Below are 24,877 nucleotides of genomic sequence, written 5' to 3' on the forward strand. Positions count from 1 at the left end.
CCCCTAACTACAGGGTCTCGGGAGCGAGCGAGACGATCTTCATGTACTTCTTGTCACGAAGCTCGCGAGCGACGGGCCCGAAGATACGGGTGCCGACGGGCGAACCATCGTTGTTGATGACAACGCAGGCGTTCTCATCAAAGCGAATGTAGGAGCCATCCTTGCGGCGGATCTCCTTAACGGTGCGAACGACGACGCAACGGACAACGTCCTTCTTCTTGACGTTGGCGCCAGGGGTAGCCTCCTGGACAGCACCGATGAACACATCGCCGATGCCTGCATAACGACGCTTGGAACCGCCAAGCACCTTGATGCAGCGAATCTTGCGAGCGCCGGAGTTGTCGGCGACGTTCAGCATGGTTTGCATCTGAATCATGGTAGATGTTCCTCCGAACTAAGAACCGAAGAGAGGTGCGCAGCCTTTATACGGCCCGTGGTATGCAAGCCAGGCATACGCACATCTTCGGAAACGTACAAGTCGTAAGAGCGACTGCTTATTTAGCGCGCTCGACGACCTCGATGAGGCGCCAACGCTTCATCTTGGACATAGGACGGGTCTCCATAACGCGGACGGTGTCGCCCACGCCAGCCGTGCACTCCTCATCGTGAGCGTGCAGCTTCTTGGAGCTGGTCATCATCTTGCCGTACTTGGGGTGACGCTTGCGCTCGGTGATGGTGACAACGATGGTCTTGGCACCGGAGACGGAGGTAACGACACCCGTACGGACCTTACGCGAGTTACGCGAATCAGTCATGTTCTCTCCTTAGGTCCTACTCGGCGACAGCGGACTTCTCCGCTGCGATCTCACGGGCGCGCTGCTCCGTGAGGACGCGAGCGATGTCCTTCTTCACGGTGTTGACGCGAGCGGTGTTGTCCAGCTGGCTGGTGGCCATCTGGAAACGAAGGTTAAAGAGCTCGGCGCGCATTTCCTTCAGCTTCTCAACGAGCTGAGCGTCCGAGAGCTCACGAATCTCTGCGGGCTTCATTAGTTCTCCTCCTTGGCGGCGGCGGCGTCCTCAGCAGCCCACTTGGCCTCGAGAGCGGCCTCCTCAGCCATCTCCTTCTCGATGCGCTGCTCAGCATTCTTGGCAGCAACAATCTTGGTCTTGATGGGGAGCTTGTGCTGCGCAAGACGCAGAGCCTCGCGAGCGACCTCCTCGGGAACACCCTTGACCTCGAACATGATGCGGCCGGGCTTGACGACGGCCACCCACTCCTCGGGGTTACCCTTACCAGAACCCATGCGAGTCTCGGCAGGCTTCTTGGTGATGGGCTTATCGGGGAAGATCGTGATGTAGACACGACCGCCACGCTTCATGTAGCGGGTCATGGCAATACGAGCGGCCTCGATCTGACGGTTGGTGATCCAATGGGCCTCGAGAGCCTGGATACCAAACTCGCCGAAATGCAGCTCGGTATTACCCTTGGCCTGGCCCTTCATGGAGCCACGCTGCACCTTGCGGTGAAGAATACGCTTAGGGGCAAGCACTACTGACCCCTCCTCTCGGAGTTACGACGACGAGGACGGGAAGAGCCCTCGAGTGCAGGGTTGGGAACAGGCTGGCCCGGGAGCTTCTCGCCCAGGTAGATCCAGACCTTCACGCCGCAAGCGCCCATGGTGGTGCTGGCGACAGCCGTGCCGTAGTCGATCTTGGCACGGAGGGTGTGCAGAGGCACGCGACCCTCGCGGTACCACTCACGACGGCCCATCTCGGCACCGCCGAGACGACCGGAGCACTGGATACGGATGCCCTTAGCGCCGGCCTTGCGGGCGGACTGGACAGCCTTGCGCATAGCGCGACGGAAGGCAACGCGGCCCTCGAGCTGCTCGGCGATAGACTGAGCAACGAGGTTGGCGTCGAGCTCGGGGCGCTTGATCTCGACAACGTCGACGGAGAGCTGGCCCTTGGAGACGCCAGCGACCTTCTCGAGCTCGGTGCGGAGGGTATCGATCTCAGCACCCTTCTTACCGATGACAACGCCGGGGCGAGCGGTGAGGATGATGACCTTCACCTTGTCGCCAGCGCGCTCGATCTCGACGCGGGAGACAGCTGCGCGGGAAAGACGCTTCTCGAGGTACTTGCGGATCTCGAGATCGTTACCGAGGGTCTTAGCGTAATCCTTCTCTGCGAACCAGCGGGAGCGCCAGTTCTCGGTGATGCCAAGACGGAAGCCGGTGGGGTAGACTTTCTGACCCATACAGCTTTACGCCTCCTTTCGAGGAGCAACGACGACGGTGATGTGGGAAGTACGCTTCAGAATGCGAGAAGCGGAACCCTTGGCGCGGGGACGGATGCGCTTAAGCGTCGGACCCTCGTCAACATAGGCAGCGGCGACAACCAGGTTGTCGGCACGCAGACCGTTGTTGTTCTCGGCGTTCGCAACGGCGGAACGGAGAACCTTCTCGACATCCACGGCGACGGCGCGGTCGCAGAAGTGGAGGATGTCGAAGGCCTGAGCGACAGGCTTGCGGCGGATCAGATCGACCACCAGGCGGGCCTTGCTGGGGGAAACACGCACGTACTTAGCGACGGCGCGAACCTCGGTGGCCTCAGTTTCAATAGACTTAGTTGCCATTTACGGTTAACCCCCTATTTGGCCTTGTGGCCACGGAACGTACGAGTCGGCGCGAACTCGCCGAGCTTGTGACCAACCATGGACTCGGTAACATACACGGGCACATGCTTGCGGCCGTCGTGGACGGCGATGGTGTGACCAACCATCTCGGGGAAGATGGTGGACGCGCGGGACCAGGTCTTCACGACGTCCTTCTTGCCAGCCTCGTTCATCGCGGTGATACGCGAGAGAAGGCGAGTCTCCACGAACGGGCCCTTTTTGAGACTTCTGCTCATAAGTGCTTTCTCCTAAAACTCGGTATCCGAAATTACTTCTTACGGCGACGAATGATGTGCTGGTTCGAGACCTTCTTCTTCTTGCGCGTACGAAGGCCCTTCGTCGGCTTACCCCAGGGGGTAACAGAGGGACGACCAGAGGTGTGGTTCTTGCCCTCGCCACCGCCGTGCGGGTGGTCGACAGGGTTCATGACGGTACCGCGGACGGTCGGGCGCACGTTCATGTGACGCTTACGGCCGGCCTTGCCGATGACGATGTTGGCGTGATCGGCGTTGCCGACCTCACCGACGGTGGCGCGGCAGGTAACGAGGATGCGGCGCATCTCGGAGGAAGGCATACGGACGATAGCGTACTTGCCCTCCTTACCCATCAGCTGGCAGGAGTTACCGGCGGAACGGGCGATAGCAGCGCCCTTGCCCGGCTGGAACTCGACGGCGTGGATGAGCGTACCGACGGGGATGTCGGCGAGGGGCAGAGCGTTGCCCGGCTTGATGTCGGCGTCAGAACCGGACATGATGGTCTGGCCGACCTCGAGGCCCTTGGGGGCTAGGATGTAGCGCTTCTCACCGTCAGCGTAGTGCAGCAGAGCGATGCGAGCGGAACGGTTCGGATCGTACTCGATCGTGGCAACCTTGGCGGGCACGCCGTCCTTGTTGCGCTTGAAGTCGATCACGCGGTAACGACGCTTCACGCCGCCGCCCTGGTGGCGGGTGGTGATGCGGCCGTTGTTGTTACGACCGGCCTTCTTGGGCAGGGGCTCGAGAAGAGACTTCTCGGGCTTGGTGCAGGTGATCTCGGAGAAATCGGAGATCGTCTGCCAACGCCTACCAGCGGAGGTCGGCTTAAGGTGCTTTACAGCCATTACAATCCCTTTCAATAGGAATCCGTTAGCCATCGCAGACAGGGATTCGAGGTTCTGCCTCGGGTGCGATGACACCGGACGTATACACGGTTCCGGGCGTGTCCATTTTATACGCCCGAAACCTTGAGCTCTCGCCTCCCCTATTTGGGAGGCATGAGCTCACTCAACAGCAGCGAGTCTTAGGCCTGGTTGCCAAAGACCTCGATGGTGTCGCCCTCGGCCAGCGTGACGATGGCCTTCTTCCAAGAACGGGTCTTGCCGGCGACATAGCGCACGCGCTTGGTCTTGGGCTTGACCGTCAGGGTGTTCACGCGAACGACCTTGACGCCGAAGATCTCCTCGACAGCGTCCTTGATCTGATACTTGTTAGCATCCTTGGCGACCTCGAACGTGTACTTGTTCAGCTCCATGCCGGAGAAGGAACGCTCGGACACGATCGGACGGATGATGATCTCGTGGGCGGTCATTTATGCAAGCACCTCCCCGAAGTGAGCGGCGATGTCGGCGGGCATCAGCACGGCATTGTTGTTGACGAGATCGTAGGTGTTGGCCTCGTCGGCAGTGATGATGAACGTCTTGGGAATGTTGCGGAACGACAGGTAGGCGTTGACGTCCTCATCGCGAACGATGATGGTCAGACGCTTGCCCTCAAGGCCGAGAGCCTTGAGCATGGCGACGGCAGCCTTGGTGGAAGGCTTCTCGAAGCCGTAGTCGTCGACGAGCACGAGCTCGCCATCGGCCAGCTTGGCGGACAGCGCGGAGCGCATAGCCAGCTTGACCTCCTTGTTGTTCATACGCTTAGCGTAGGAACGGGGCTTGGGGGCGAAGACAACGCCACCGTGACGCCACTGGGCAGCACGGATGGAACCCTGGCGGGCACGGCCGGTGCCCTTCTGACGCCAAGGCTTCTTGCCACCACCGGAAACCTCAGAGCGACCCTTAGCAGACTGGGTGCCCTGACGCCAAGAGGCCATCTGGCACTTGACGATGTGGTGCATAACGTGGATGTTCGGCTCGATGCCGTACACCTCAGCGGCGAGCTCGGCCTCGGCGACCTTCTTGCCCTCGCTGTTCTTTACTTCAAACTTTGCCATTTAAGTGTTCTCCTTGGTATGACGCTGGGCTAAATGGGCTGGGCCCTTAGGCCATACGGATGGCGACGAGACCATTCTTGGCACCCGGGACAGCGCCCTTGACCAAGATGAGGTTCTGCTCGGCATCGATGCGGACAACGGAAAGGTTCTTGACGGTAACGCGCTCGTTACCCATGTGACCGGCCATCTTGACGCCCTTGAGGACGCGCGCAGGATAGGCGCACTGACCGATAGAACCGGGGTGACGCTGGAAGTGAGAACCATGCGTCATAGGACCGCGGCGCTGACCCCAGCGCTTGATGCGACCCTGGAAGCCCTTACCCTTGGAGGTACCGATGACGTCGACCTTCTCGACATCAGCGAAATCAGCGACGGTGACGACCTCGCCGACCTTGTGCTCCTCGCCGTTCTCGACGCGGACCTCACGAAGGAAGCGGACAGGCTCGACGCCGGCCTTGGCGAAGTGACCAGCCATGGGCTTGTTCACGTTCTTGGCCTTGATGTCGCCGAAACCGATCTGGACGGCGTCATAGCCGTCGGTTGCCTGAGTTTTAACCTGCGAGACAGCGCAGGGGCCAGCCTGGATGACCGTGACGGGAACGACGTTGTCGTCCTCGTCCCAAACCTGGGTCATGCCAATCTTGCGGCCGAGAATCATGCTGATCAAGATATGATCCCAACTCTCGCGTGGTCTTGGGACAATGCGTACACCACCGAGCGTACGCCCCTAGAGGACCACTACTTACACGACGTGCTCCCCAGCCTTGTATTGCGTCCGGACTACCTGACAACCCTATTAAGCAGGCATTTTGTCCAGCCAGAATACTCCCCTGGTTACACACAGCTGTTTAGTATACACGGCTGCGGGCGTATCCATCGAGATTCATATTTCACTCACATTGTTTACGCAGGTAAAGTGCGTGGATGGCTCCCGAGCACGGCGGAGGGCCGGAGAAATATATTAAGGTCCCTGCTCTACAGTCCTGCGCAAGACGGAGAGCACATTAAGTGCTCTCCTTTGCGTGCGGAACTCGCGATGACCTTAATATATTTCTCCGGCCCTCCGCCGTGCTCGGGAGACGACACGTTGATGTCTGCTTAACTCTGCTCGCTCAGCTAATTACTTTGCTGGGGATCGATGATTTGTTGCAAGGTGAACTTTGATTGTGGCATGTCGCCCTCTTCTCCCGACTTTTCCTCTTCAAAATCGAAGATCATGATGGCGCAGTTGGGGAGTTTTGCTGGGAGTTCGAAGCCCTCTGGGGCTGCGGCCTTGATGAATTGGCGGCTTGCGCTGCCGTGGCTTACTGCTAGGAGGGTTTCGATGCTCTCGGCGCCCATGAGATTGGTAAGGGTGCCTACCATGCGCTCCTGCAGGGCATGGCTCCCTTCTCCGCCAAATGGGACCAAATCCTCGCCGGGGTCCCAGACGTCGGTGGGCAGGGCGTCGTGTGGGCCCTCTTCGAAGGTACCGTAGCTGCGCTCGATGATGCCTTCGCAGGGCTCGACTGCTGCGTCCGGGCCGAGGAGTTCGGTTGCGACGAGACTTGCCGTGTCCATGGCTCGGCCTAAGGGCGATGAGACCACTTTGTCGGGGACGACGTCGTGGCCCTTGAGCCATGCGGCGGCCATCCCCGCTTGTTTGCGGCCCAGGTCGGTCAACGGTGAATCACAGCGGCCCTGGACCAGCTTTTTAACGTTGAATTCTGTCTGGCCGTGGCGGAGTAGATATAGACGCTTCATGCTCTCCCCTTCTGTATAACTTGCTTTACCGGCGCAGCCCTACTCGTGGGTATGGTCTACGTAGTCTTCGTCGATCGTGATCTTGGCAATCGACTTGGGATATTCGGATTCGACACGTTTCGCCAACGCGCGCTTTAGATCCTCGGCGCTCATCGCCAAATCCGAGGGACGTACGCAGTCAAAGATCACGTTGGTATGCGTGGGACCCGGAACACAGCGCAGGTCGTGGATCGAGAGGCGGCTATCGATCTCTTGAGCCATAGCGTTGATGCGCAGACGCATGCTAGCCACTTTGGGGTCGTCGGTCACGATGGGATCGTAGTGGAGCGTAACGATCATGCCGTCTTCATCCCTAAACGACTGCTCGATGTTGTCGAGTATGTCGTGGCTTTCCAGCGGGCTGGTCTCGGCTGCCATCTCGGCGTGGGCGCTCGCAAACTTCCTGCCCGGACCGTAATCGTGCACCATCAGGTCGTGGACGCCCAAAACGCCAGGATAGCTCATGATCTTGTCTCGGATATGCTTGACCAGTTTGGGGTCGGGCGCCTGGCCCAAAAGCGGGCTCACCGTATCCTGGATAAGTTCAAAACCGCTCCAGCCAATATAGGCGCCAACGGCAAGGCCGACCCATGCGTCAAGATTGATGTGCGTCACCTGCGAAACAATTGCACACGCCAACACGGCGCCCGTGGCTAGGACATCGTTCTTGGAATCCTGCGCGGTCGCATGCAGCGTCTCGGACTCAATACGGTCACCGAGCTTTTGGTTGAGGGCCGCCATCCACAGCTTGACGACCATCGAAAGCGCAAGGACTGCCACCAGAGCAAGTGAGAGCTCGACAGGTTCGGGGTGGATGACGCGCTCAACCGAGGACTTCACCAGCTCAACACCAATCAGCAGCACGAGTGCTGCCACGACCAGACCCGAGAGATACTCGTAGCGGCCATGGCCGTAAGGATGCTCGGGGTCTGCCGGCTTGCCCGCCAGCTTAAAGCCAAGCACGCTCACGATGTTCGAACTGGCGTCGGACAGGTTGTTCATGGCATCCGCCACGATCGAAACCGATCCCGACAGCACACCGATTGCGCCCTTCGCAGCGCAAAGTGCCACATTGGCAAGAATGCACACCATGCCCGTCAACGTGCCCACACGTGCACGGTCGCCCTGCGCTCGTTTAACAATCCACTCGACCATCTCTACCTGCCCCCAACAGCTTTACTCATACACCGTTTGTCGAATAGCTCAGTAGTGTAGACCCTTTACCCCATCGATACAAAAAAGGCCGCAACCCAAAGGGCTGCGGCCTTAGCAATCGCGCTATCAAGCAAAAAGCTTAGAGCTTGATGTCGATGTCGACGCCAGCGGGGAGGTCGAGACGCATGAGCGAATCAACGGTGCCCGAGGTGGGGTCGAGGATGTCGATGAGACGCTTGTGGGTGCGCATCTCGAACTGCTCACGGGAGTCCTTGTTCACGTGCGGCGAGCGGATAACCGTGTACAGGTTGCGCTCGGTGGGCAGGGGGACAGGACCGGAAACGCGAGCGCCGGTCTTCTGAGCGGTCTCGACGATGAGCTTCGCGGACTGATCGACGACCTCGTGATCATAGCCCTTGAGGCGAATGCGGATCTTCTGGGTAGCCAACTTAAACCTCCAAAGAGTGCGAGAGATGTTCTCGCGGATTACGTAACAGGGAGCTCGAACTTAGGCGTTCTTGCTCATGACCTCGTCCACGATGGACTTGGGCGCGGGCTCATAAGAGTCGAACTGCATCGTGTAGGATGCACGGCCCTGGGTCTGGGAGCGAAGGTCGGTAGCGTAACCGAACATCTCGCCCAGCGGCACCTTGGCACGGATGAGCTTGCTGTTCCTGCGATCCTCCATGCCCTCGATCTTGCCGCGGCGACCGGAGAGGTTGCCCATGACGTCGCCCATGTACTGCTCGGGGGTCTCGACCTCGACAGCCATGATCGGCTCGAGCAGCTGCGGATCGGACTTCTTGAGGGCGTCCTTGATAGCCATGGAACCGGCGATCTTGAAGGCGGCCTCGGAGGAGTCGACCTCGTGGTAAGAACCGTCGAACAGGGTGACCTTAACGTCGAGGACCGGGAAGCCGGCGATAACACCGGTGTTCAGGGCCTCCTGGATGCCCTTGTCGATAGACGGGATGTACTCCTTGGGCACGACGCCGCCGACGATAGCGTTGACGAACTCGTAGCCAAAGCCCTCCTCCATCTTCTCGAGCTTGATGACGGCGTGGCCGTACTGACCGCGACCACCGGACTGACGGACGAACTTGCCCTCAGCCTTCTCGACGTCGTGACCAGCGGTCTCACGATAGGCAACCTGGGGCTTACCGACGTTAGCGTCAACCTTGAACTCGCGGAGCAGACGGTCGACGATGATCTCGAGGTGCAGCTCGCCCATGCCGGCGATGATGGTCTGGCCGGTCTCGTGGTTGGTGGACACCGTGAAGGTCGGGTCCTCCTCGGCAAGCTTGGTCAGAGCCAGGGACATCTTGTCCTGCTCGGCCTTGGTCTTGGGCTCAATAGCAACGTCGATAACGGGCTTAGCGAACTCGATCTTCTCGAGGACGATCTCCTTGCCCTCGGCGCACAGGGTGTCACCGGTGGTGGAGTTCTTGAAGCCGACGCAAGCGACGATGTCGCCGGCGGCAGCGTCGTCACGGTCGATACGCTCGGCGGCGTTCATCTCGAGGATGCGGCCGAGGCGCTCGCGCTGACCGTTGGAAGCGTTGACAACGTAGGAGCCGGACTCGGCACGACCGGAGTAAACGCGGACGTAAGTAAGCTTACCGACGAACGGGTCGGTCATGATCTTGAAGACCAGGCCGGAGAAGGGCTCATCGAAGTCAGGATGACGCTCGATCTCCTCGCCGGTGTCCGGATCGGTACCGGTGACGGCCTTGACGTCGAGCGGGCTGGGCAGGTAGTCGACAACAGCGTCGAGCAGCTCCTGAACGCCCTTGTTCTTGTAGGCGGAACCCACGAAGACGAGGTTGAGCTCGTTGGCCAGAACGCCCTTGCGCAGAGCGGCCTTGAGCTCCTCGACGGTGAAGTCCTCCTCCATGAGGATCTTCTCCATGAGCTCGTCATCAAAGCTGGCAGCGGCGTCGAGGAGCTCCTCGCGCTTGGTGGCAACGATGTCAGCGAACTCAGCCGGGATCTCGTCCATCGGCTCGGGGTAGGTCATGCCCTTCTCGTCGGCCTTAAAGTCCCAAGCGGTCATGGTGACGAGGTCGATGACGCCCCAGAAGTTGTCCTCGGCGCCCATCGGGACCTGAGCGGCCACGGCGTTAGCGTCGAGACGATCCTTCATGGTCTCGATAGCGTTGAAGAAGTCAGCGCCCACGCGGTCATACTTGTTGATGAAGGCGATGCGGGGGACGTTGAAGGTAGAAGCCTGACGCCAAACGGTCTCAGACTGGGGCTGAACGCCGGCAACGGCGTCGAAGACGGCGACAGCGCCATCGAGGACGCGCAGGCAGCGCTCGACCTCGGCGGTGAAGTCAACGTGGCCCGGGGTGTCGATGATCTGGATGCGGTAGTCCTTACCGTCCTTGTTCCAGAAGCACGTAGTAGCAGCGGAGGTAATGGTTACGCCGCGCTCCTGCTCCTGAACCATCCAGTCCATGGTGGCAGCGCCCTCATGAACCTCACCGATCTTGTGGGTCTTACCGGTGTAGTAAAGAATACGCTCGGTCGTGGTGGTCTTACCGGCATCGATGTGGGCCATGATGCCGATGTTACGGGTATCGGAAAGCTTGTACTTAGGCTTAGCCATGTTAGTTCCTTACCTTAACTTACCAACGATAGTGAGAGAACGCGCGGTTGGCCTCGGCCATCTTGAAGACGTCCTCACGCTTCTTGACGGAAGCGCCCAGGCCGTTGGAAGCGTCGAGGATCTCATTGGCGAGACGCTCGGCCATGGTCTTCTCCTTGCGAGCGCGGGAGAAGTTGACGATCCAGCGGATACCCAGAGCGGTGGAACGACGGGAGTTGACCTCCATCGGGACCTGATAGGTAGCGCCACCGACACGCTTGGGCTTAACCTCGAGCGTGGGCTTGACGTTGTCCATAGCCTTCTTGAAGGTAGCGAGAGCGTCGCCACCCTCGGACTTCTCGGCAACGATCTCGAAAGCGGTGTAAACGATGCGCTCAGCGGTGGCCTTCTTGCCGTCAAGAAGGACCTTGTTGATGAGCTGAGTCACCAGGCGGTTGTTGTAAACGGCGTCAGGCTGAACCTCACGACGATTAGCTGCTGCACGACGCGGCATGTGAAATCTCCTTAAGTGTCTACCGTGCGGCGCTTAGGCGGCACACGGCGAAAGTATCAAAACGTTATCTGGCTTATTTAGCCTTGGGGCGCTTAGCACCGTACTTGGAACGGGCCTGCATACGGTTCTGGACCGGAGCAGCGTCGTAGGCGCCACGGATGACGTGATAACGGACACCAGGGAGGTCACGGACACGACCGCCGCGGACGAGCACGATGGAGTGCTCCTGCAGGTTGTGGCCCTCACCCGGGATGTAAGCAGTAACTTCGATGCCGTTGACAAGGCGAACACGGGCAACCTTACGAAGAGCCGAGTTCGGCTTCTTGGGGCTCGTGGTGAAGACGCGGGTGCACACGCCGCGCTTCTGGGAGTTGTGCTGCAGAGCAGCGTTCTTGGACTTCTTGGGCACGGAACGACGGCCCTGGCGAACCAGCTGGTTAATAGTAGGCAAAGCGTACTCCTTCTCGAATGATTCCAGCTTTCTGTAAAGTGCAACGGCTTGAATCGAGGGGTCAGCATCCCCCTACGAAACACGCAGTTCGATAGGATACGTGGCGTTAGCTGAGCCGTCAACAGACCACGCCGCCGGGCGTATCCCAAAATTGGCACATTTCCGCAAAGCCTACACAAAAGGAATCCCCTCCTGTGCGCGATGGCGGATTCCCGGTCCGGGCGGCGCGGGGTTAAGTTTGCTGCTCTACAGTCCTGGCTCGCACGGAGAGCACATTAAGTGCTCTCCGGCTCGTGCGGAACTCGCGACAAACTTAACCCCGCGCCGCCCGGACCGGGAATCCGACGCACTCGTCGGGGCAACGTTACCTGCCAAAAAGGGACAGGTTTGTTTTGGTCGGTTTTATCTGCGGAAACGTCGCGCTCCAGCGGTGATCCGCCCTCATCTGTCATAGGGAAATCGGCGGCGCTTTCGGAAGTATGCGGCAAATTCTGGACCTGCCGAGCACGCCGGGGTTTTGCGATAATAAACCCGCAGGTAGAGCGCTTGAGCATATGCGGTGTGGTCGACCCATCGAGATTTTGCCGCATACTTCCGAAATTGAGGCGAATATCGCTCAAAATAACCGTCCATATAACGCAAAATAGGCCGCTTCCCCTCTTGGGAAGCGGCCTCAAGCCTTACGAATAGACGATGGTAAAGGGTAATTCTGTTTCGGTCTCTCCTGTTGATGTGTATCTCGTGCCCTCGAGGGTTACCGAGACCACTTGATCGACATTGATCAGCTTTGTCGGAACCGAGATGTTCTCCCCGCTATTGCGCGTCAGCGAAAAATAAGAATTGTACGCGCCTGCAGCATCGTCTTCGATAATCTGCTCCGATCCATCCTTGTAGGTAACGGTCAACTTTTTCGTGACTGCGTCAATGCCCAGATCGTCGATGTGCGTCTGGATGGAAAACGGGCTAATCTCGAGAGGCGAGTCGTCGGAGTGGAGCTCCTTTGTATCGACGTACGCTCCGACGCTAAACTCGGGGGTCGATGCCTCAACATGCTTCGCATCCTCGCCTTCGCCCTCGGTCCAGCAGATATTCCAGGTAACCGCATGTCCCAAATCTCGCTCGCGATCCCACGAGGCAAAGTACATCGTGCCATTAATGACCGTGTCGCTTGATGTGTCCTTATCAATTGTGCAGCGTGTGTCAGCCCATTTTTCGCCGAAGTTCATGCTGGGCGTGCCGATGCCTTGTTCTTCTTCACCATAGAGAACAAGTTCGCCAGTCTCTGCTGCCGGCTTGTAGTAGTTAACACCATTTGGATTGGACAACGTAAACGTCACGGCACCGCAACCGTTTTTATCGATAGCCATCTCATGAATGTCGAGCGTATAGCCGTTGCCCTCGACGGACAGATTGACCTTCTGGACTGCACCCTCCAGGCTTTGGGGCGCGATACCATCACCAAACTCTCTGGTGTAGGTATATTTAGTCCCCGACGAGCCACCTTGAGTCCAGGTAATGGACTCTCCGTTGCCATGGTTTCCCCAGGCAGAGGCAAAATAACTGGAATTGACGACGGCGTAGGCGACCCCTCCAGTCGCCAACACCCCGGCAAGGCATCCGATCACAGCAACATACAGAGGCTTCGCGTGACCCTTTCGACGAAGTGGCTCACCCGCAGCGGCATTAAGGACACGATCGGCAAGATCGCTATCGGCTTGGACGGACTCGAAGGCCTGTTTGATTTGGTTGGATTTCACGATCGCCCTCCTCTAGGATGAACTTGAGCTTCGATCTACCGCGGGCTAAACGCGTTCGAACGGTCGCAGCCGGCACATGCAACAACTCGGCAATCTCTGAAGTTGAGAAGCCCAGATAGTAATAGAGCACGATGGGGACACGGAATCGCTCCGGAAGCCGCATGACGTCCGACAGGACGGCCTTGGTCTCATCCTGCGTCGTCGAGAGCGAATCGGTCAGATTTTCGATATCCTCCACGCGCCTCCACGGCTTTCGAAAGAGAGATTTGCATTCATTGATCGTGACCCGGATAAGCCACCGACGAAGATGCTCCCAGCTTTCAAATTGCGCATCGCCTTTGAGCAACTTAAGAAAGACGTCTTGAGCAACATCGTCGGCGTCAGCGCGATCGCGCAGATACGTCAAAGCGATCCGGAACACGACATCCCGGTGGTCTTCGACCGCCTGTCTAAAAGCTTGTTCTTCCATAATCACCTCCCGGTGACATTGATGGTTCTTGATGAGGCCCTCACCATAGATACGCTTTGACCAAACGGAATGTTTCAAATTCAAGCAGGAAAAACCTACCAAAAATAAATCCGTCCCTTTTTGGTAAGGAATCAACGGAACGCAACAGGTTGAGCATACGCAAGCGAGCGGCCCCCAGAGCGTACAAGGTGGCATGAAAAAGGCAGGGCATTGACCTTTTGGTCATGCCCTGCCTTTTGAATGACAGATTGTAGCTCTGGGGGCCGCGCAGCGACGGAGATTGCCGCCGTTCGTTAGAACGGCGGAACTAATTATTCCTCGTCGTTGTCCTTGGCCTCTTCGGCATCGTCGGTGTCCACGAGCTGGTTGAGCAGCTCGTCGAGGGAAGCCATGTCCTCGTTGATGGCACCGTTGGCAGGAGCCTTCTTGTCGTCGATCGGGGCGCCCAGGAGCTCCTCGTCGGCGTCGGCGTGATGCGTCGGCGTGGCGGAGGTGCCCAGCAGGATGTCGTCCGGACCGTCGGGGCTAAAGACCATCTGCAGCAGCTGCGAGAGGTCTTCCTCGTCGGCAACGTCGTCGTTGTTCTCGAGGATGTAGAGCAGGTCGTGGGCCTCCAGGCCGTCACGGAGCTCCTCGATCGCCTTGGCACCGATGCCATCGATGCGCAGCAGATCCTCCTCGGACTTGCCGACCAGGTCGCCGACCGTCTCGATGCCGACCTCACTGAACTTGTTGGTCCAGCGCTGCGACACGCCCAGGTCGTCGAACAGGTACAGGCGAGCCTTCTCGGCGGAGATGGTGTGGCCGTTGCGGGTGAACGAACCGTCAGCACCACCGAACTCGTCGTAGCCGGCCCAGTCGAGCTGCTGCGGGAGCTGCTCGTCCAGGTCCTTGAGCTCCACAGGAGCCCACTCGGGCAGCGACTTGGCGTTGGGCGAAGCCGGACCGTCGATGTCGACATAGCCGTCGGCCGTGCGATACGTCAGCTTGGCGTTGGCGTACGGCTTGAGGCCGGTACCAGCCGGGATCTTCTTACCGACGATGACGTTGGACTTAAGGTCGAGCAGATGGTCGACCTTGCCCTCGATGGCAGCCTCGGTAAGGACGCCGGCGGTGCGGATGAACGAAGCGCTCGACAGCCAGGAGTCGATGTTGGACGCGACCTTGAGCGTACCCAGGATGACGGGCTCGGCCACAGGAGCCTGACCGCCCAGACGGGCAACGCGCTCGACCTCGTCGGCGAACTCGTAGCGGTCGACGTACTGACCAAGCAGGTACTTGGAGTCACCGGGGTTGGTGATCTGAACGCGACGCAGCATCTGACGTGCGAGCACCTCGATGTGCTTGTCGTTCAGGTCGACGCCCTGGCTGGTGTAGACGTCCTTGACGCTCTCGACGAAGGTGTGCATCGTCGACTCGATGTCGGTCAGCTTGCGCAGGTTGCGGAAGTTGACGAAGCCCTTGGTGATCTGGTCGCCGGCGCGAACCTCGCAGCCGTCCTCGATCTCGGGCATGAAGCGCACCGAAGCGGGGACGCGACGCTCGTCGAGGACACGGGTGTGATCCTCGGAGTCGGTGAGCGTCAGCACGTACTCGGACTTCTCGGGCTTAATCGAGAGGTGACCGGAGTACGGAGCCAGCTCGGCCTCGCGGCCCAGGATCTTCTCGTTGACGTTGCCGACGATATCGAACATACGGCTGACCGTAGGCAGACCCTGCGTAATATCGTCGACGCCAGCGACGCCGCCGGAGTGAATGGTACGCATCGTAAGCTGCGTACCGGGCTCGCCGATGGACTGGGCGGCAATAATGCCGACCGCGGTACCGATGGCGACCGGACGACGGGTGGAAAGATCCCAGCCGTAGCACTTCTGGCACACGCCGTACTTGGAGCGGCAGGTGAGCAGCGCGCGGAGCTTGACCTTCTTGAGGCCCGCATCGACCATCTTCTGGATGTCGGCGACCTTCTCGATGTAGCCGTCCTGCTCAAAGAGCACGGTGCCATCGGGAGCCACGACGTCCTCAATGAAGCAACGGCCGACGAGGTCGGTGTTGAGGTCGGTGGTGCCGGGGATGATGAGGTTGTAGGTGACGCCCTCGTGCGTACCGCAGTCCTCCTCGCGGACGATGACGTCCTGGGCCACGTCGACCAGACGACGGGTCAGGTAACCAGAGTCCGAGGTGTGGGATGCGGTATCGACCAGGCCCTTACGGGCGCCGTAGGTCGAAATGAAGTACTCGAGCGGCAGCAGGCCCTCGCGGAAGTTCGCCTTAATGGGAAGGTCGATCGTCTCGCCGGACATGTCTGCCATCAGGCCACGCATGCCGCCGAGCTGACGCAGCTGGGTCTTAGAACCACGGGCGCCGGAGTCGGCCATCATGTAGAGCGGGTTCTCCTCGTCGAACAAGTCGAGCATGAGCGCTGCGACCTTATCGGTACAAGCGGTCCACTCGTTAACGACTTCGATGTGGCGCTCCGTCTCGTTGATGAAGCCCTCCTCGAAGTACTCGTTGATCTGGTCGACGTTGGCCTGGGCGCGATCGAGCAGCTCCTGCTTCTCGGCAGGGATGAGAGCGTCCCACACCGAGATGGTGAGGCCGGCGCGGGTAGCGTAGTGGAAGCCGGAGTACTTGATGGCGTCGAGGATCGGGCCGACCTTGGCCTCGGGATAGCGATCGCAGCAGTCCGCAACCAGCTTGGCCACGTCGCCCTTGACCATCTTGTAGTTCATGAACTCGTAGTCTTCGGGCAGGCACTGGCGGTTGAAGATGATGCGGCCGATAGAGGTCTCGAAGCGCGCGGTCTTGTTGCCGGTGACGTCGTAGTCGACAAACTCGTTCTTGCCGTTCTTGACGCGGAAGATACGGGTGCCGTCCTCGTTGATAACATTGGCGTCGGCAGCGGACACGCGGACCTGAATCTTGGCCTGCATGTCGACCTCGGAGCGGCAGTCATAGGCGTGCAGCGCATCGTCGAAGCTGGCGAACACGTGGTTCTCGCCCGGCAGACCCTCGCGGACCTGGGTCAGGTAGTACACACCAATGATCATGTCCTGCGAGGGGATGTTGACCGGCTTGCCGGATGCCGGCGAGCGCAGGTTGTTCGCAGAGAGCATAAGCACGCGAGCCTCGGCCTGAGCCTGGCTGGACAGCGGCACGTGGACAGACATCTGGTCGCCGTCGAAGTCGGCGTTGAAGGGCGAGCAGACCAGCGGGTGCAGGTGGATAGCCTTGCCCTCGACCAGAACCGGCTCAAAGGCCTGGATGGACAGACGGTGCAGGGTCGGTGCACGGTTGAGCAGCACGACGCGGCCGTCGATGACCTCTTCGAGGATGTCCCACACAAAGGTGGCACCACGGTCGATAGCGCGCTTGGCGCCCTTGATGTTCTCGACCTTGCCGAGCTCGACCAGGCGCTTCATGACGAAGGGCTTGAAGAGCTCCAGCGCCATGGTCTTGGGCAGACCGCACTGGTGCAGCAGCAGCTTGGGGTCGGTAACGATAACCGAACGGCCGGAGTAGTCGACACGCTTACCCAGCAGGTTCTGACGGAAACGACCCTGCTTGCCCTTGAGGGCCTCGGCGAGCGACTTGAGCGGGCGACCGCCACGGCCAGAGACCGGGCGACCACGACGGCCGTTGTCGAACAGGGCGTCCACGGACTCCTGGAGCATGCGCTTCTCGTTGTTCACGATGATCGCAGGGGCGTCCAGGTCGAGCAGGCGCTTGAGTCGGTTGTTACGGTTGATCACGCGACGATACAGATCGTTGAGGTCGGACGCAGCGAAGCGGCCGCCGTCGAGCTGGACCATCGGGCGCAGATCGGGCGGAATGACCGGGATGACGTCCAGGATCATGTTCGCGGGGCTGTTGCCACCCTTCAGGAAGGCGTCAACGACCTCGAGGCGCTTAACGGCCTTCTCGCGCTTCTGCTTCTGGGAGTCCTCGTCGGCGATGATGGCCTTGAGCTTCTCGGCCTCGGAGGGGAGGTCGATGGCAGCGAGCAGGTCGCGGACGGCCTCGGCACCCATGCCACCCTTGAAGTACATGGAGTAGTAACGGGTCATCTCACGGAACAGCGGCTCATCGGAGATGAGGTCGCGCTCGGTGAGCTTCATGAAGGCGTTGAAGGCGTCCGTGCGGAGCTGCTTCTCGTCCTTGCACTCTTCCTCGATGTCGACGATGCCGGAGGCGATCTCCTCGGGGGTCAGCGGCTCCTCGTCGGAGAACTCGTCAAAGTTCTCGGGGTCGCCCTGCTCCTTGAGGGACTCGATCTGGCGGGCGCACTCGGCATCGATCTCTTCCAGATCGGCGGCGAGCTCCTCGCGCAGGTCGTCGGCGTCGGCCTCGCGGGCCTCATAGTCAACCTCGGTGATGATGTAGCTGGCGAAGTACAGAACCTTCTCGAGGTCCTTGGACTTGATGTCGAGCATACGGCTCATCGGGAAGCTCGTGGGGCTCTTGAAGTACCAGATGTGGGACACGGGAGCGGCGAGCTCGATGTGACCCATGCGGTCGCGACGCACCTTGGCCGAGGTGACCTCGACACCGCAGCGCTCGCAGACGATGCCCTTAAAGCGGATGCCCTTGTACTTGCCGCAGGAGCACTCCCAGTCCTTGGCGGGACCGAAGATCTTCTCGCAGAACAGGCCGTCCTTCTCGGGCTTGAGGGTACGGTAATTGATGGTCTCCGGCTTCTTGACCTCGCCGTGCGACCAGGAACGGATCTGGTCGGCGGAGGCAAGGGAGATCTTTACCGAGTCAAAATCAGTAGCTTCGAAATCTGCCACAGTCAACTACTCCTTATCAGTGGTCGTGGCGGCGACAGCCTCGGGCGCCTCGGCGGTCTCGGCATTCTCGGCCTCGACGTCGGCGTCAACGCCGGCGAGCGCAGCCAGGTCGTCGAGAGCGGAGGTCTCCTCGGCGGTCACAGGGGCGGAGGCGTCCTCGTCGGCATCGTGCATGGGCTCGATGTCCAGTGCGAGGGAGCGGATCTCCTTGACGAGAACCTTGAAGGACTCGGGGATACCCGGGACAGGAACGTTCTCGCCCTTGACGATGGACTCGTAGGTCTTGACGCGGCCCACGGTATCGTCGGACTTGACGGTCAGGATCTCCTGCAGGACGTTGGAAGCACCGTATGCGTACAGTGCCCAAACTTCCATCTCGCCGAAGCGCTGGCCGCCGAACTGGGCCTTGCCGCCCAGAGGCTGCTGGGTAACCAGGCTGTAAGGGCCGGTCGAACGGGCGTGGATCTTGTCGTCGACCATGTGGCCGAGCTTGAGGATGTAGGACGTACCCACGGTAATGGGCTCGCGGAACTCCTCGCCGGTGCGGCCGTCGAACAGACGGGTCTTGCCGCGCTCGTCAAGCTGGGTGACGAACTCGGGGCGCATGTGATCGCCAAAGGCAGCGGTGGCCTTGTTGAGCATGTTCTTGTTGGCGCGACGGATGACCTCGGCGATCTCGTCCTCCTTGGCGCCGTCGAAGACGGGCGTCGCGGTGAAGAACGGACCGGGGACGTACTTGTCGGAGTCGGCCTGCTCGGTATCCCAACCGCAGGCAGCAGCCCAGCCAAGGTGGCACTCGAGCAGCTGGCCGACGTTCATACGCGAAGGAACGCCCAGCGGGTTGAGGATAACGTCGATCGGGGTACCGTCAGCCATGTAGGGCATGTCCTCGACCGGCAGAACGTTACAAATAACACCCTTGTTGCCGTGGCGGCCGGCGATCTTATCGCCCTGCTGGATCTTACGACGCTGGGCGACGTAGACGCGCACCTGCTCGTTGACGCCGGGGGCCAGGTCGTCGCCGTTCTCGCGGCTAAAGCGGACGACGTCGATGACGCGGCCGTAAGCGCCGTGAGGCATCTTAAGGGAAGTGTCGCGAACGTCGTGAGCCTTGGCACCGAAGATGGCGCGCAGCAGGCGCTCCTCGGCGGTCAGAGCGCTCTCGCCCTTAGGCGTGACCTTGCCGACCAGGATGTCGCCAGGGCCGACCTCGGCGCCGATGCGGATGATGCCATCCTCGTCGAGGTTGGCAAGCATGTCCTCGGAGAGGTTCGGGATCTCGCGGGTGATCTCCTCGGGGCCGAGCTTGGTGTCGCGGGCGTCGATCTCGTGACGGGTGATGTTGATGGTCGTCAGCAGGTCCTCGGCCACCAGGCGCTCGGACACGACGATACCGTCCTCGTAGTTAAAGCCTTCCCACGGCATGTAGGCCACGGTGAGGTTCTGGCCCAGTGCGAGCTCGCCGTGATCGGTCGAAGGACCGTCGGCCAGGGGCTCGCCCTGCTCAACGGTGTCACCGACGCGCACGAGCGGACGGTGGTTGATGCAGGTGGACTGGTTGGAGCGCTGGTACTTGGCCAGGTGATACTCGTCCATGCCGCCGGCATGCTTGACGATGATCTTGGCAGCGTCGGCAAAGATAACCTCGCCGGCGTTCTTGGCCAGGGTGACCTCGCCGGAGTCCAGAGCGGCGCGGCGCTCCATGCCGGTACCGACATAGGGAGCGGCGGGGTGAACCAGCGGCACGGCCTGGCGCTGCATGTTAGCGCCCATGAGCGTACGCTTGGCGTCGTCGTGCTCAAGGAACGGAATCAGCGTGGCTGCGACGGAGAGCATCTGACGCGGCGAGACGTCCATGTAGTCGACGTCCTCGACCGGCACGTCGGCGGGAGCGCCGAAGGAGCCGTCGAAGTCGCGGGTACGGGCGATCACGGTGTGCGGGCGGACAAGCTTGCCCTCGGCATCGGTCGTGATGAACTCGTTGGTCTTGGGATCGAGCGGCGTGTTGGCCGGCGCGATGACGTGCTTCTCTTCCTCGTCAGCGGTCATCCAGTCGATCTGGTCGGTGGCAACGCCGTTCTCGACGCGACGGAACGGGGCCTCGATGAAGCCGTACTCGTTGACGCGGGCGTAGAGGGCGAGCGAGCCGATCAGGCCGATGTTGGGGCCTTCGGGGGTCTCGATCGGGCACATGCGGCTGTAGTGCGAATTGTGAACGTCGCGGACGGCCGTCGGCACGTTGGTGCGGCGGCTGGAGCCGGACTTGTGGCCGGCAAGACCACCAGGGCCGAGTGCGGACAGACGGCGCTTGTGGGTCAGACCGGTCAGGGGGTTCGCCTGGTCCATGAACTGCGAGAGCTGCGAGGAACCGAAGAACTCCTTGATGGAGGCCACGATCGGGCGGATGTTGATGAGCGACTGCGGGGTGATCTCGTCGATGTCCTGGGAGCTCATGCGCTCACGGACGACGCGCTCCATACGGCTCATGCCGATACGGAACTGGTTGGCGACGAGCTCGCCGACGGTACGGATGCGGCGGTTGCCAAAGTGGTCGATGTCGTCGACCTTGAAGCCCTGCTCGCCGGCAGCGAGGGACAGCAGGTAGCGCAGCGTCGCGACGATATCCTCGTCGGTGAGCACCGTGACCTCTTCCTCGGTGGTGAGGTTGAGCTTCTTGTTGACCTTGTAACGACCGACGCGGGCCAGGTCGTAGCGCTGCGGGTTGAAGAGCAGGCCCTCGAGCAGGCTGCGGGAAGCATCCACGGTGGGAGGCTCGCCCGGGCGCAGGCGACGGTAGATCTCGATAAGAGCATCCTCGCGGGTAAGGGCGGTGTCGCGCTCCAGGGTACGCTTGATCACATCGGAGTTGCCGAGCAGCTCGATGATGTCGTCGTTGGTGACGGCGATGCCAAGGGCGCGCAGGAACATCGTGGCGCTCTGCTTGCGCTTACGGTCGATGGAGACCATGAGCTGGTCGCGCTTGTCGACCTCAAACTCAAGCCAGGCACCGCGGGACGGGATGATCTGGGCCTTGTAGATCTGCTTGCCCGAATCCATCTCGGAGCTGTAGTACACGCCCGGGGAGCGGACGAGCTGCGAGACGACGATACGCTCGGTACCGTTGATGATGAAGGTGCCCTGATCAGTCATCATGGGGAAGTCGCCCATGAAGACGAGCTGCTCCTTGATCTCGCCGGTCTCCTTGTTGGTGAGACGGACGTCGGTCAGAAGCGGAGCCTGATAGGTCATATCCTTCTCGCGGCACTCCTCGACGGTGTGCGCGGGGTCGCCGAACTGATGCTCGCCGAAGGTAACCTCGAGAACATGGTTCTGGCTCTGGATGGGGCTGGATTCCTTGAACGCCTCACGAAGGCCCTCGTCCTTAAAACGCTCAAAGGATTCCCTTTGAACAGAGATAAGGTTGGGGAGCTCCATGGCCTCCGGGATTTTCCCGAAGCTGACGCGCTTGCGCTCAGTGGCAGTGTATGCGTAGGTCACCAGGTTTTTCCTCCTTCACGGAAATGCTCGGTGGGTTGGCGAGGCATAGCTTCGCCAGTTATCGCAACCTAATAGTTTATCAGGTACCGACCGTTGGGCAAGAAAAGCCTTGACGCGATTGAGTTTTTGGAGTAGCAAAGTTTTTCGACAGAAAATGTGCAGGTAAATAGGTATGTATCGAACACCTGTTCATATATTTTCTGTGAACGAGACTGCAGGTGCGGGTCACCGAACGGCGGAATGGCGGCGAGGGTTGATCAGGCGGAAGCTGCGTCCCGTTTTGAGGCCCCAAACTGGGACGCAGTTTCCGATTGAGCCCTGTTTGGGAAACCGCATCCCGTTCTGAGCCGATATTCTGGATCGTAGTTTCCGCTAGTGGCCTCAGCCGGAAAGCACATCCCAGAATTCGACCAAATTGTGGGTCGCGCTTTCCGGGGCTAAGCTGCAGCTCGCATAAAAAACGGGTGCAGACCGAAGTCCGCACCCGTAAATGTCGATGCCCGAAGGCTTACTTGCGCATCAAGCCGCCGCGCTCGTCGATGGCATCCCAGAAGGCGTCTGCGAAGCGAGGATCGCTTGCGGCCATGAGGGCGTTGGTGGCCATCCAACCAGACGGGGTGCCGGTGTCGTAGCCCGAGAGCGGGTCGATGACGACAGCGTACATGGCCTCACGATCAAGCGAACGTGCCATGGCGTCGGTCAACTGGATCTCGCCGCCCTTACCGGCCTGCTGATCGGCCAGCAGGTCCATGACCAGCGGGGACAGGAGGTAGCGGCCGACGATGTACAGGTTGGACGGAGCCGCCTCGGGAGCAGGCTTCTCGACCAGACCGCCGATGCGCCAGACAGCGCCCGGCTCGGCATCGGCAACGCCCTCGGCGCCCTCGAGCGAACCGACGCGCTCGCCGGCGATAACGCCATAGCGGCTGACTTCCTCGGGCGAGCAAGCAGCGACGGCGATAACCGAAGCGCCACCGTGCTCCTTGGAAACGGCGAGCATCTTGTCGCAGATGTCGCGGTTAGGTACAACGTAGTCGCCCAGAAGAACCAGGAAGTTCTCCCCTGCCACGGCGTCGGCAGCAGAGCGGATAGCATGGCCGAGGCCCTTGGGCTCGTACTGATAACGGAAGTCAACCGGCATACCGCCAGCATGGGCGACGGCATCGGCATAGGCATTCTTGCCGCGCTCGCGCAGCAGGTTCTCGAGCGAGCGATCGGGCTGGAAGTAGCTCAGCAGCTCGGGCTTACCGGGAGAGGTAACGATGATGGCGTCGTCGACCTCCTCGGGGTCGAGTGCCTCCTCGACGACATACTGAATGACCGGCTTGTCGAGCACCGGCAACATCTCTTTGGGCGTGCACTTAGTGCCAGGCAGAAAACGCGTGCCAAGACCGGCGGCGGGGATGATTGCCTTCATGTTATTCAAGGATCCTTTCGCAGGCGCAGAATGCGCCCTATGCGTGCGGCACGGCGGCCGCAGACCAAATTGCGATACCGAAGTATCTTATCGCCGAAGATATACGTCGCCGTAAGGCAAACGCAATTCTTCAGCAGGTCAACGCAAATTATTGCTCGAATGGTGCAATTTTACGCCCCAGCGGTAACGAGATTGGCACGGCGAAGACAGCGGTGTTCTGCGTGCCGAGCAATGGGAATGAGGGGCCAAAACAAAAAAGACGGGGCTCGCATAGCGAGTCCCGTCTGCAAAGAAATCTGGCGAGAGAGCCTGATTACTTGAGGGTGACAGCAGCGCCAGCAGCCTCGAGCTTCTCCTTGGCAGCCTCGGCGTCCTCCTTCTTGGCACCCTCGAGAACAGCCTTGGGAGCGCCCTCGACGACCTCCTTGGCCTCCTTCAGGCCAAGGTTGGTGAGCTCACGGACGGCCTTGATGACCTGGATCTTGTTGTCGCCGAAGCCCTCGAGCACGACGTCAAACTCGGTCTTCTCCTCGGCCTCAGCAGCGCCAGCAGCAGGAGCGGCGACAACAGCGGCAGGAGCAGCGGCGGAAACGCCGAAGGTGTCCTCGATAGCCTTGACGAGCTCGGAAGCCTCGAGAAGGGTCATTTCCTTAAGAGCATCGATGATCTCATCGGTGGTAAGCTTAGCCATTTCTAAGTCCTTTCGGTTTCCGTGTCTGTGCACGGAGATCAGTTAAAACACGGCGCGAATGCGCCTGGGGTGCGGCGTTGCCGCCGCGGGTGAAAACAGCGACTAGGCTGCCTTCTGCTCGGAGACCTGCTGGATCGAACGAGCGAGACCAGAGGAAACGCCGTTGACGCAGACAGCGATGTCGCGAGCGAAACCGGAGATGAGACCGGCGATCTGGCCGAGAAGCTGATCCTTGGTGGGCAGCTCGGCGATAGCCTTAACATCATCAGCGGAAACGGCCTTGCCGTCGGAGATACCGCCCTTGATCTCAAGGACGCCCTTGGACTTAGCAGAGAAGTCCTTGAGGGCCTTAGCGGCCTCGACCGGCTCGGTCTCGTAGAACACATAAGCGACGGGGCCGGCGAGGATCTCGTCGAGCTCGGGCTGCTCCTGGTTCTTGAGAGCGATCTTGACCAGGTTGTTCTTGTAGACCTTCATCTCGGCGCCGCACTCGCGAAGCTGATGACGCAGCTCCTGAGCCTGCTTAACCGTCAGACCGTTGTAGTTGACGACGAACAGACCGGCGTTCTCGGCGATACGGGACTCGATCTCTGCAACCTTGTCGATTTTGTACTGCTGGGGCATGAATTACACCTCCTCGAATTCTTTCCGGGCACGGTCCGCCACAAGGACGTGACGGGGGCATGTCCAAAAAGAAAGCCCCCGCGCTGCATGAGCGACGGGGGCGAGAAGACATATCTACTCGACCACCTCGGCTGGCGGGATATCCCATTAAGCTCGCAGGCAAAGCCCGTTTGCGCCGGCTGTCTCTGGCAGCGGATTCGTGCGTGAACCGAAAGTATTATGGCGGGGACCCCGGCGTCGGTCAACGGGAAACCGGGCTGCACACAATTCCACCATCCGGCCGCGCCGCCGAAGGCCAGGCGCAAGGTTTTCGCTCGGTCAGGTCCTGGGCT

23 protein-coding genes and 1 pseudogene are annotated in these 24,877 nt (G+C 60.3%); all 24 read right to left on the reverse strand.

Annotation, left to right across the window (positions count from 1 at the left end; all coding sequences use genetic code 11):
- Positions 1-7: 7 nt before the first annotated feature.
- Complete coding sequence (gene rplN / locus AAAV21_RS04275; protein WP_006235041.1) at positions 8-376, reverse strand: 50S ribosomal protein L14; 369 nt, start codon at positions 374-376, stop codon at positions 8-10.
- Between the two features lie 118 nt (positions 377-494).
- Positions 495-755 carry a 30S ribosomal protein S17 gene (gene rpsQ, locus AAAV21_RS04280; RefSeq protein WP_006235040.1) on the reverse strand — a complete coding sequence of 87 codons (261 nt, stop codon included), beginning with the start codon at positions 753-755 and terminating at the stop codon, positions 495-497.
- Positions 756-771: 16 nt separating this feature from the next.
- Entirely contained in the window at positions 772-987 is a 216-nt protein-coding gene (gene rpmC, locus AAAV21_RS04285; protein ID WP_006235039.1) for a 50S ribosomal protein L29, read from the reverse strand.
- Positions 988-1,094: 107 nt separating this feature from the next.
- Positions 1,095-1,490, reverse strand: a pseudogene (gene rplP, locus AAAV21_RS04290) (50S ribosomal protein L16); the annotation flags it as partial.
- On the reverse strand, positions 1,490-2,200 hold the full coding sequence (gene rpsC / locus AAAV21_RS04295) for a 30S ribosomal protein S3 (protein WP_006235037.1): 711 nt from the start codon (positions 2,198-2,200) through the stop codon (positions 1,490-1,492). The pseudogene rplP and the gene rpsC, both read right to left, overlap by 1 nt.
- Positions 2,201-2,206: 6 nt before the next feature.
- On the reverse strand, positions 2,207-2,578 hold the full coding sequence (gene rplV, locus AAAV21_RS04300; RefSeq protein WP_006235036.1) for a 50S ribosomal protein L22: 372 nt from the start codon (positions 2,576-2,578) through the stop codon (positions 2,207-2,209).
- Between the two features lie 14 nt (positions 2,579-2,592).
- Positions 2,593-2,853 carry a 30S ribosomal protein S19 gene (rpsS, locus tag AAAV21_RS04305; RefSeq protein ID WP_006235035.1) on the reverse strand — a complete coding sequence of 87 codons (261 nt, stop codon included), beginning with the start codon at positions 2,851-2,853 and terminating at the stop codon, positions 2,593-2,595.
- A 32-nt stretch (positions 2,854-2,885) separates the two neighbouring features.
- The gene (gene rplB, locus AAAV21_RS04310; RefSeq protein ID WP_055250219.1) at positions 2,886-3,716 is read right to left on the reverse strand and encodes a 50S ribosomal protein L2; all 831 of its coding nucleotides are present in this window, start codon (positions 3,714-3,716) and stop codon (positions 2,886-2,888) included.
- Positions 3,717-3,895: 179 nt separating this feature from the next.
- Positions 3,896-4,183, reverse strand: a complete 288-nt coding sequence (gene rplW, locus AAAV21_RS04315) for a 50S ribosomal protein L23 (protein ID WP_022094197.1) — start codon at positions 4,181-4,183, stop codon at positions 3,896-3,898.
- Positions 4,184-4,810, reverse strand: coding sequence for a 50S ribosomal protein L4 (gene rplD, locus AAAV21_RS04320; protein WP_006235032.1), 627 nt, complete (start codon positions 4,808-4,810; stop codon positions 4,184-4,186). It abuts the gene before it with no gap.
- A 46-nt stretch (positions 4,811-4,856) separates the two neighbouring features.
- Positions 4,857-5,477 carry a 50S ribosomal protein L3 gene (gene rplC / locus AAAV21_RS04325; protein ID WP_035137484.1) on the reverse strand — a complete coding sequence of 207 codons (621 nt, stop codon included), beginning with the start codon at positions 5,475-5,477 and terminating at the stop codon, positions 4,857-4,859.
- Positions 5,478-5,926: 449 nt separating this feature from the next.
- On the reverse strand, positions 5,927-6,553 hold the full coding sequence (locus AAAV21_RS04330) for a histidine phosphatase family protein (RefSeq protein WP_349107705.1): 627 nt from the start codon (positions 6,551-6,553) through the stop codon (positions 5,927-5,929).
- Positions 6,554-6,592: 39 nt separating this feature from the next.
- On the reverse strand, positions 6,593-7,747 hold the full coding sequence (locus AAAV21_RS04335; RefSeq protein WP_349107706.1) for a cation diffusion facilitator family transporter: 1,155 nt from the start codon (positions 7,745-7,747) through the stop codon (positions 6,593-6,595).
- Positions 7,748-7,886: 139 nt separating this feature from the next.
- Positions 7,887-8,195, reverse strand: coding sequence for a 30S ribosomal protein S10 (gene rpsJ, locus AAAV21_RS04340; protein WP_022094184.1), 309 nt, complete (start codon positions 8,193-8,195; stop codon positions 7,887-7,889).
- A gap of 60 nt (positions 8,196-8,255) precedes the next feature.
- Complete coding sequence (gene fusA / locus AAAV21_RS04345) at positions 8,256-10,355, reverse strand: elongation factor G (RefSeq protein ID WP_349107709.1); 2,100 nt, start codon at positions 10,353-10,355, stop codon at positions 8,256-8,258.
- Positions 10,356-10,374: 19 nt separating this feature from the next.
- Entirely contained in the window at positions 10,375-10,848 is a 474-nt protein-coding gene (rpsG, locus tag AAAV21_RS04350; RefSeq protein WP_006235013.1) for a 30S ribosomal protein S7, read from the reverse strand.
- Positions 10,849-10,921: 73 nt separating this feature from the next.
- Positions 10,922-11,299, reverse strand: a complete 378-nt coding sequence (gene rpsL / locus AAAV21_RS04355; protein ID WP_006235012.1) for a 30S ribosomal protein S12 — start codon at positions 11,297-11,299, stop codon at positions 10,922-10,924.
- A gap of 680 nt (positions 11,300-11,979) precedes the next feature.
- On the reverse strand, positions 11,980-13,056 hold the full coding sequence (locus AAAV21_RS04360) for a DUF4179 domain-containing protein (RefSeq protein ID WP_349107711.1): 1,077 nt from the start codon (positions 13,054-13,056) through the stop codon (positions 11,980-11,982).
- Positions 13,007-13,525, reverse strand: coding sequence for an RNA polymerase sigma factor (locus AAAV21_RS04365; protein ID WP_349107713.1), 519 nt, complete (start codon positions 13,523-13,525; stop codon positions 13,007-13,009). Before AAAV21_RS04365 ends, AAAV21_RS04360 begins: the two co-directional genes overlap by 50 nt.
- A 311-nt stretch (positions 13,526-13,836) precedes the next feature.
- Entirely contained in the window at positions 13,837-18,315 is a 4,479-nt protein-coding gene (locus AAAV21_RS04370; protein ID WP_349107715.1) for a DNA-directed RNA polymerase subunit beta', read from the reverse strand.
- A 6-nt stretch (positions 18,316-18,321) separates the two neighbouring features.
- A complete protein-coding gene (locus tag AAAV21_RS04375; RefSeq protein ID WP_349107717.1) occupies positions 18,322-21,813 on the reverse strand; it encodes a DNA-directed RNA polymerase subunit beta in 3,492 nt (1,163 codons plus the stop codon).
- Between the two features lie 508 nt (positions 21,814-22,321).
- A complete protein-coding gene (locus tag AAAV21_RS04380) occupies positions 22,322-23,230 on the reverse strand; it encodes a UTP--glucose-1-phosphate uridylyltransferase (protein ID WP_349107718.1) in 909 nt (302 codons plus the stop codon).
- 313 nt (positions 23,231-23,543) lie between these two features.
- Positions 23,544-23,921, reverse strand: a complete 378-nt coding sequence (gene rplL / locus AAAV21_RS04385) for a 50S ribosomal protein L7/L12 (protein WP_006235005.1) — start codon at positions 23,919-23,921, stop codon at positions 23,544-23,546.
- Between the two features lie 102 nt (positions 23,922-24,023).
- Positions 24,024-24,545 (reverse strand): 50S ribosomal protein L10, encoded by a 522-nt coding sequence (gene rplJ / locus AAAV21_RS04390; protein WP_089572500.1) that lies wholly within the window; start codon positions 24,543-24,545, stop codon positions 24,024-24,026.
- Between the last annotated feature and the right edge of the window lie 332 nt (positions 24,546-24,877).

The organism is Collinsella sp. CLA-AA-H302 (assembly GCF_040093305.1).
In the GTDB taxonomy this organism is placed as follows: Bacteria; Actinomycetota; Coriobacteriia; order Coriobacteriales; family Coriobacteriaceae; genus Collinsella.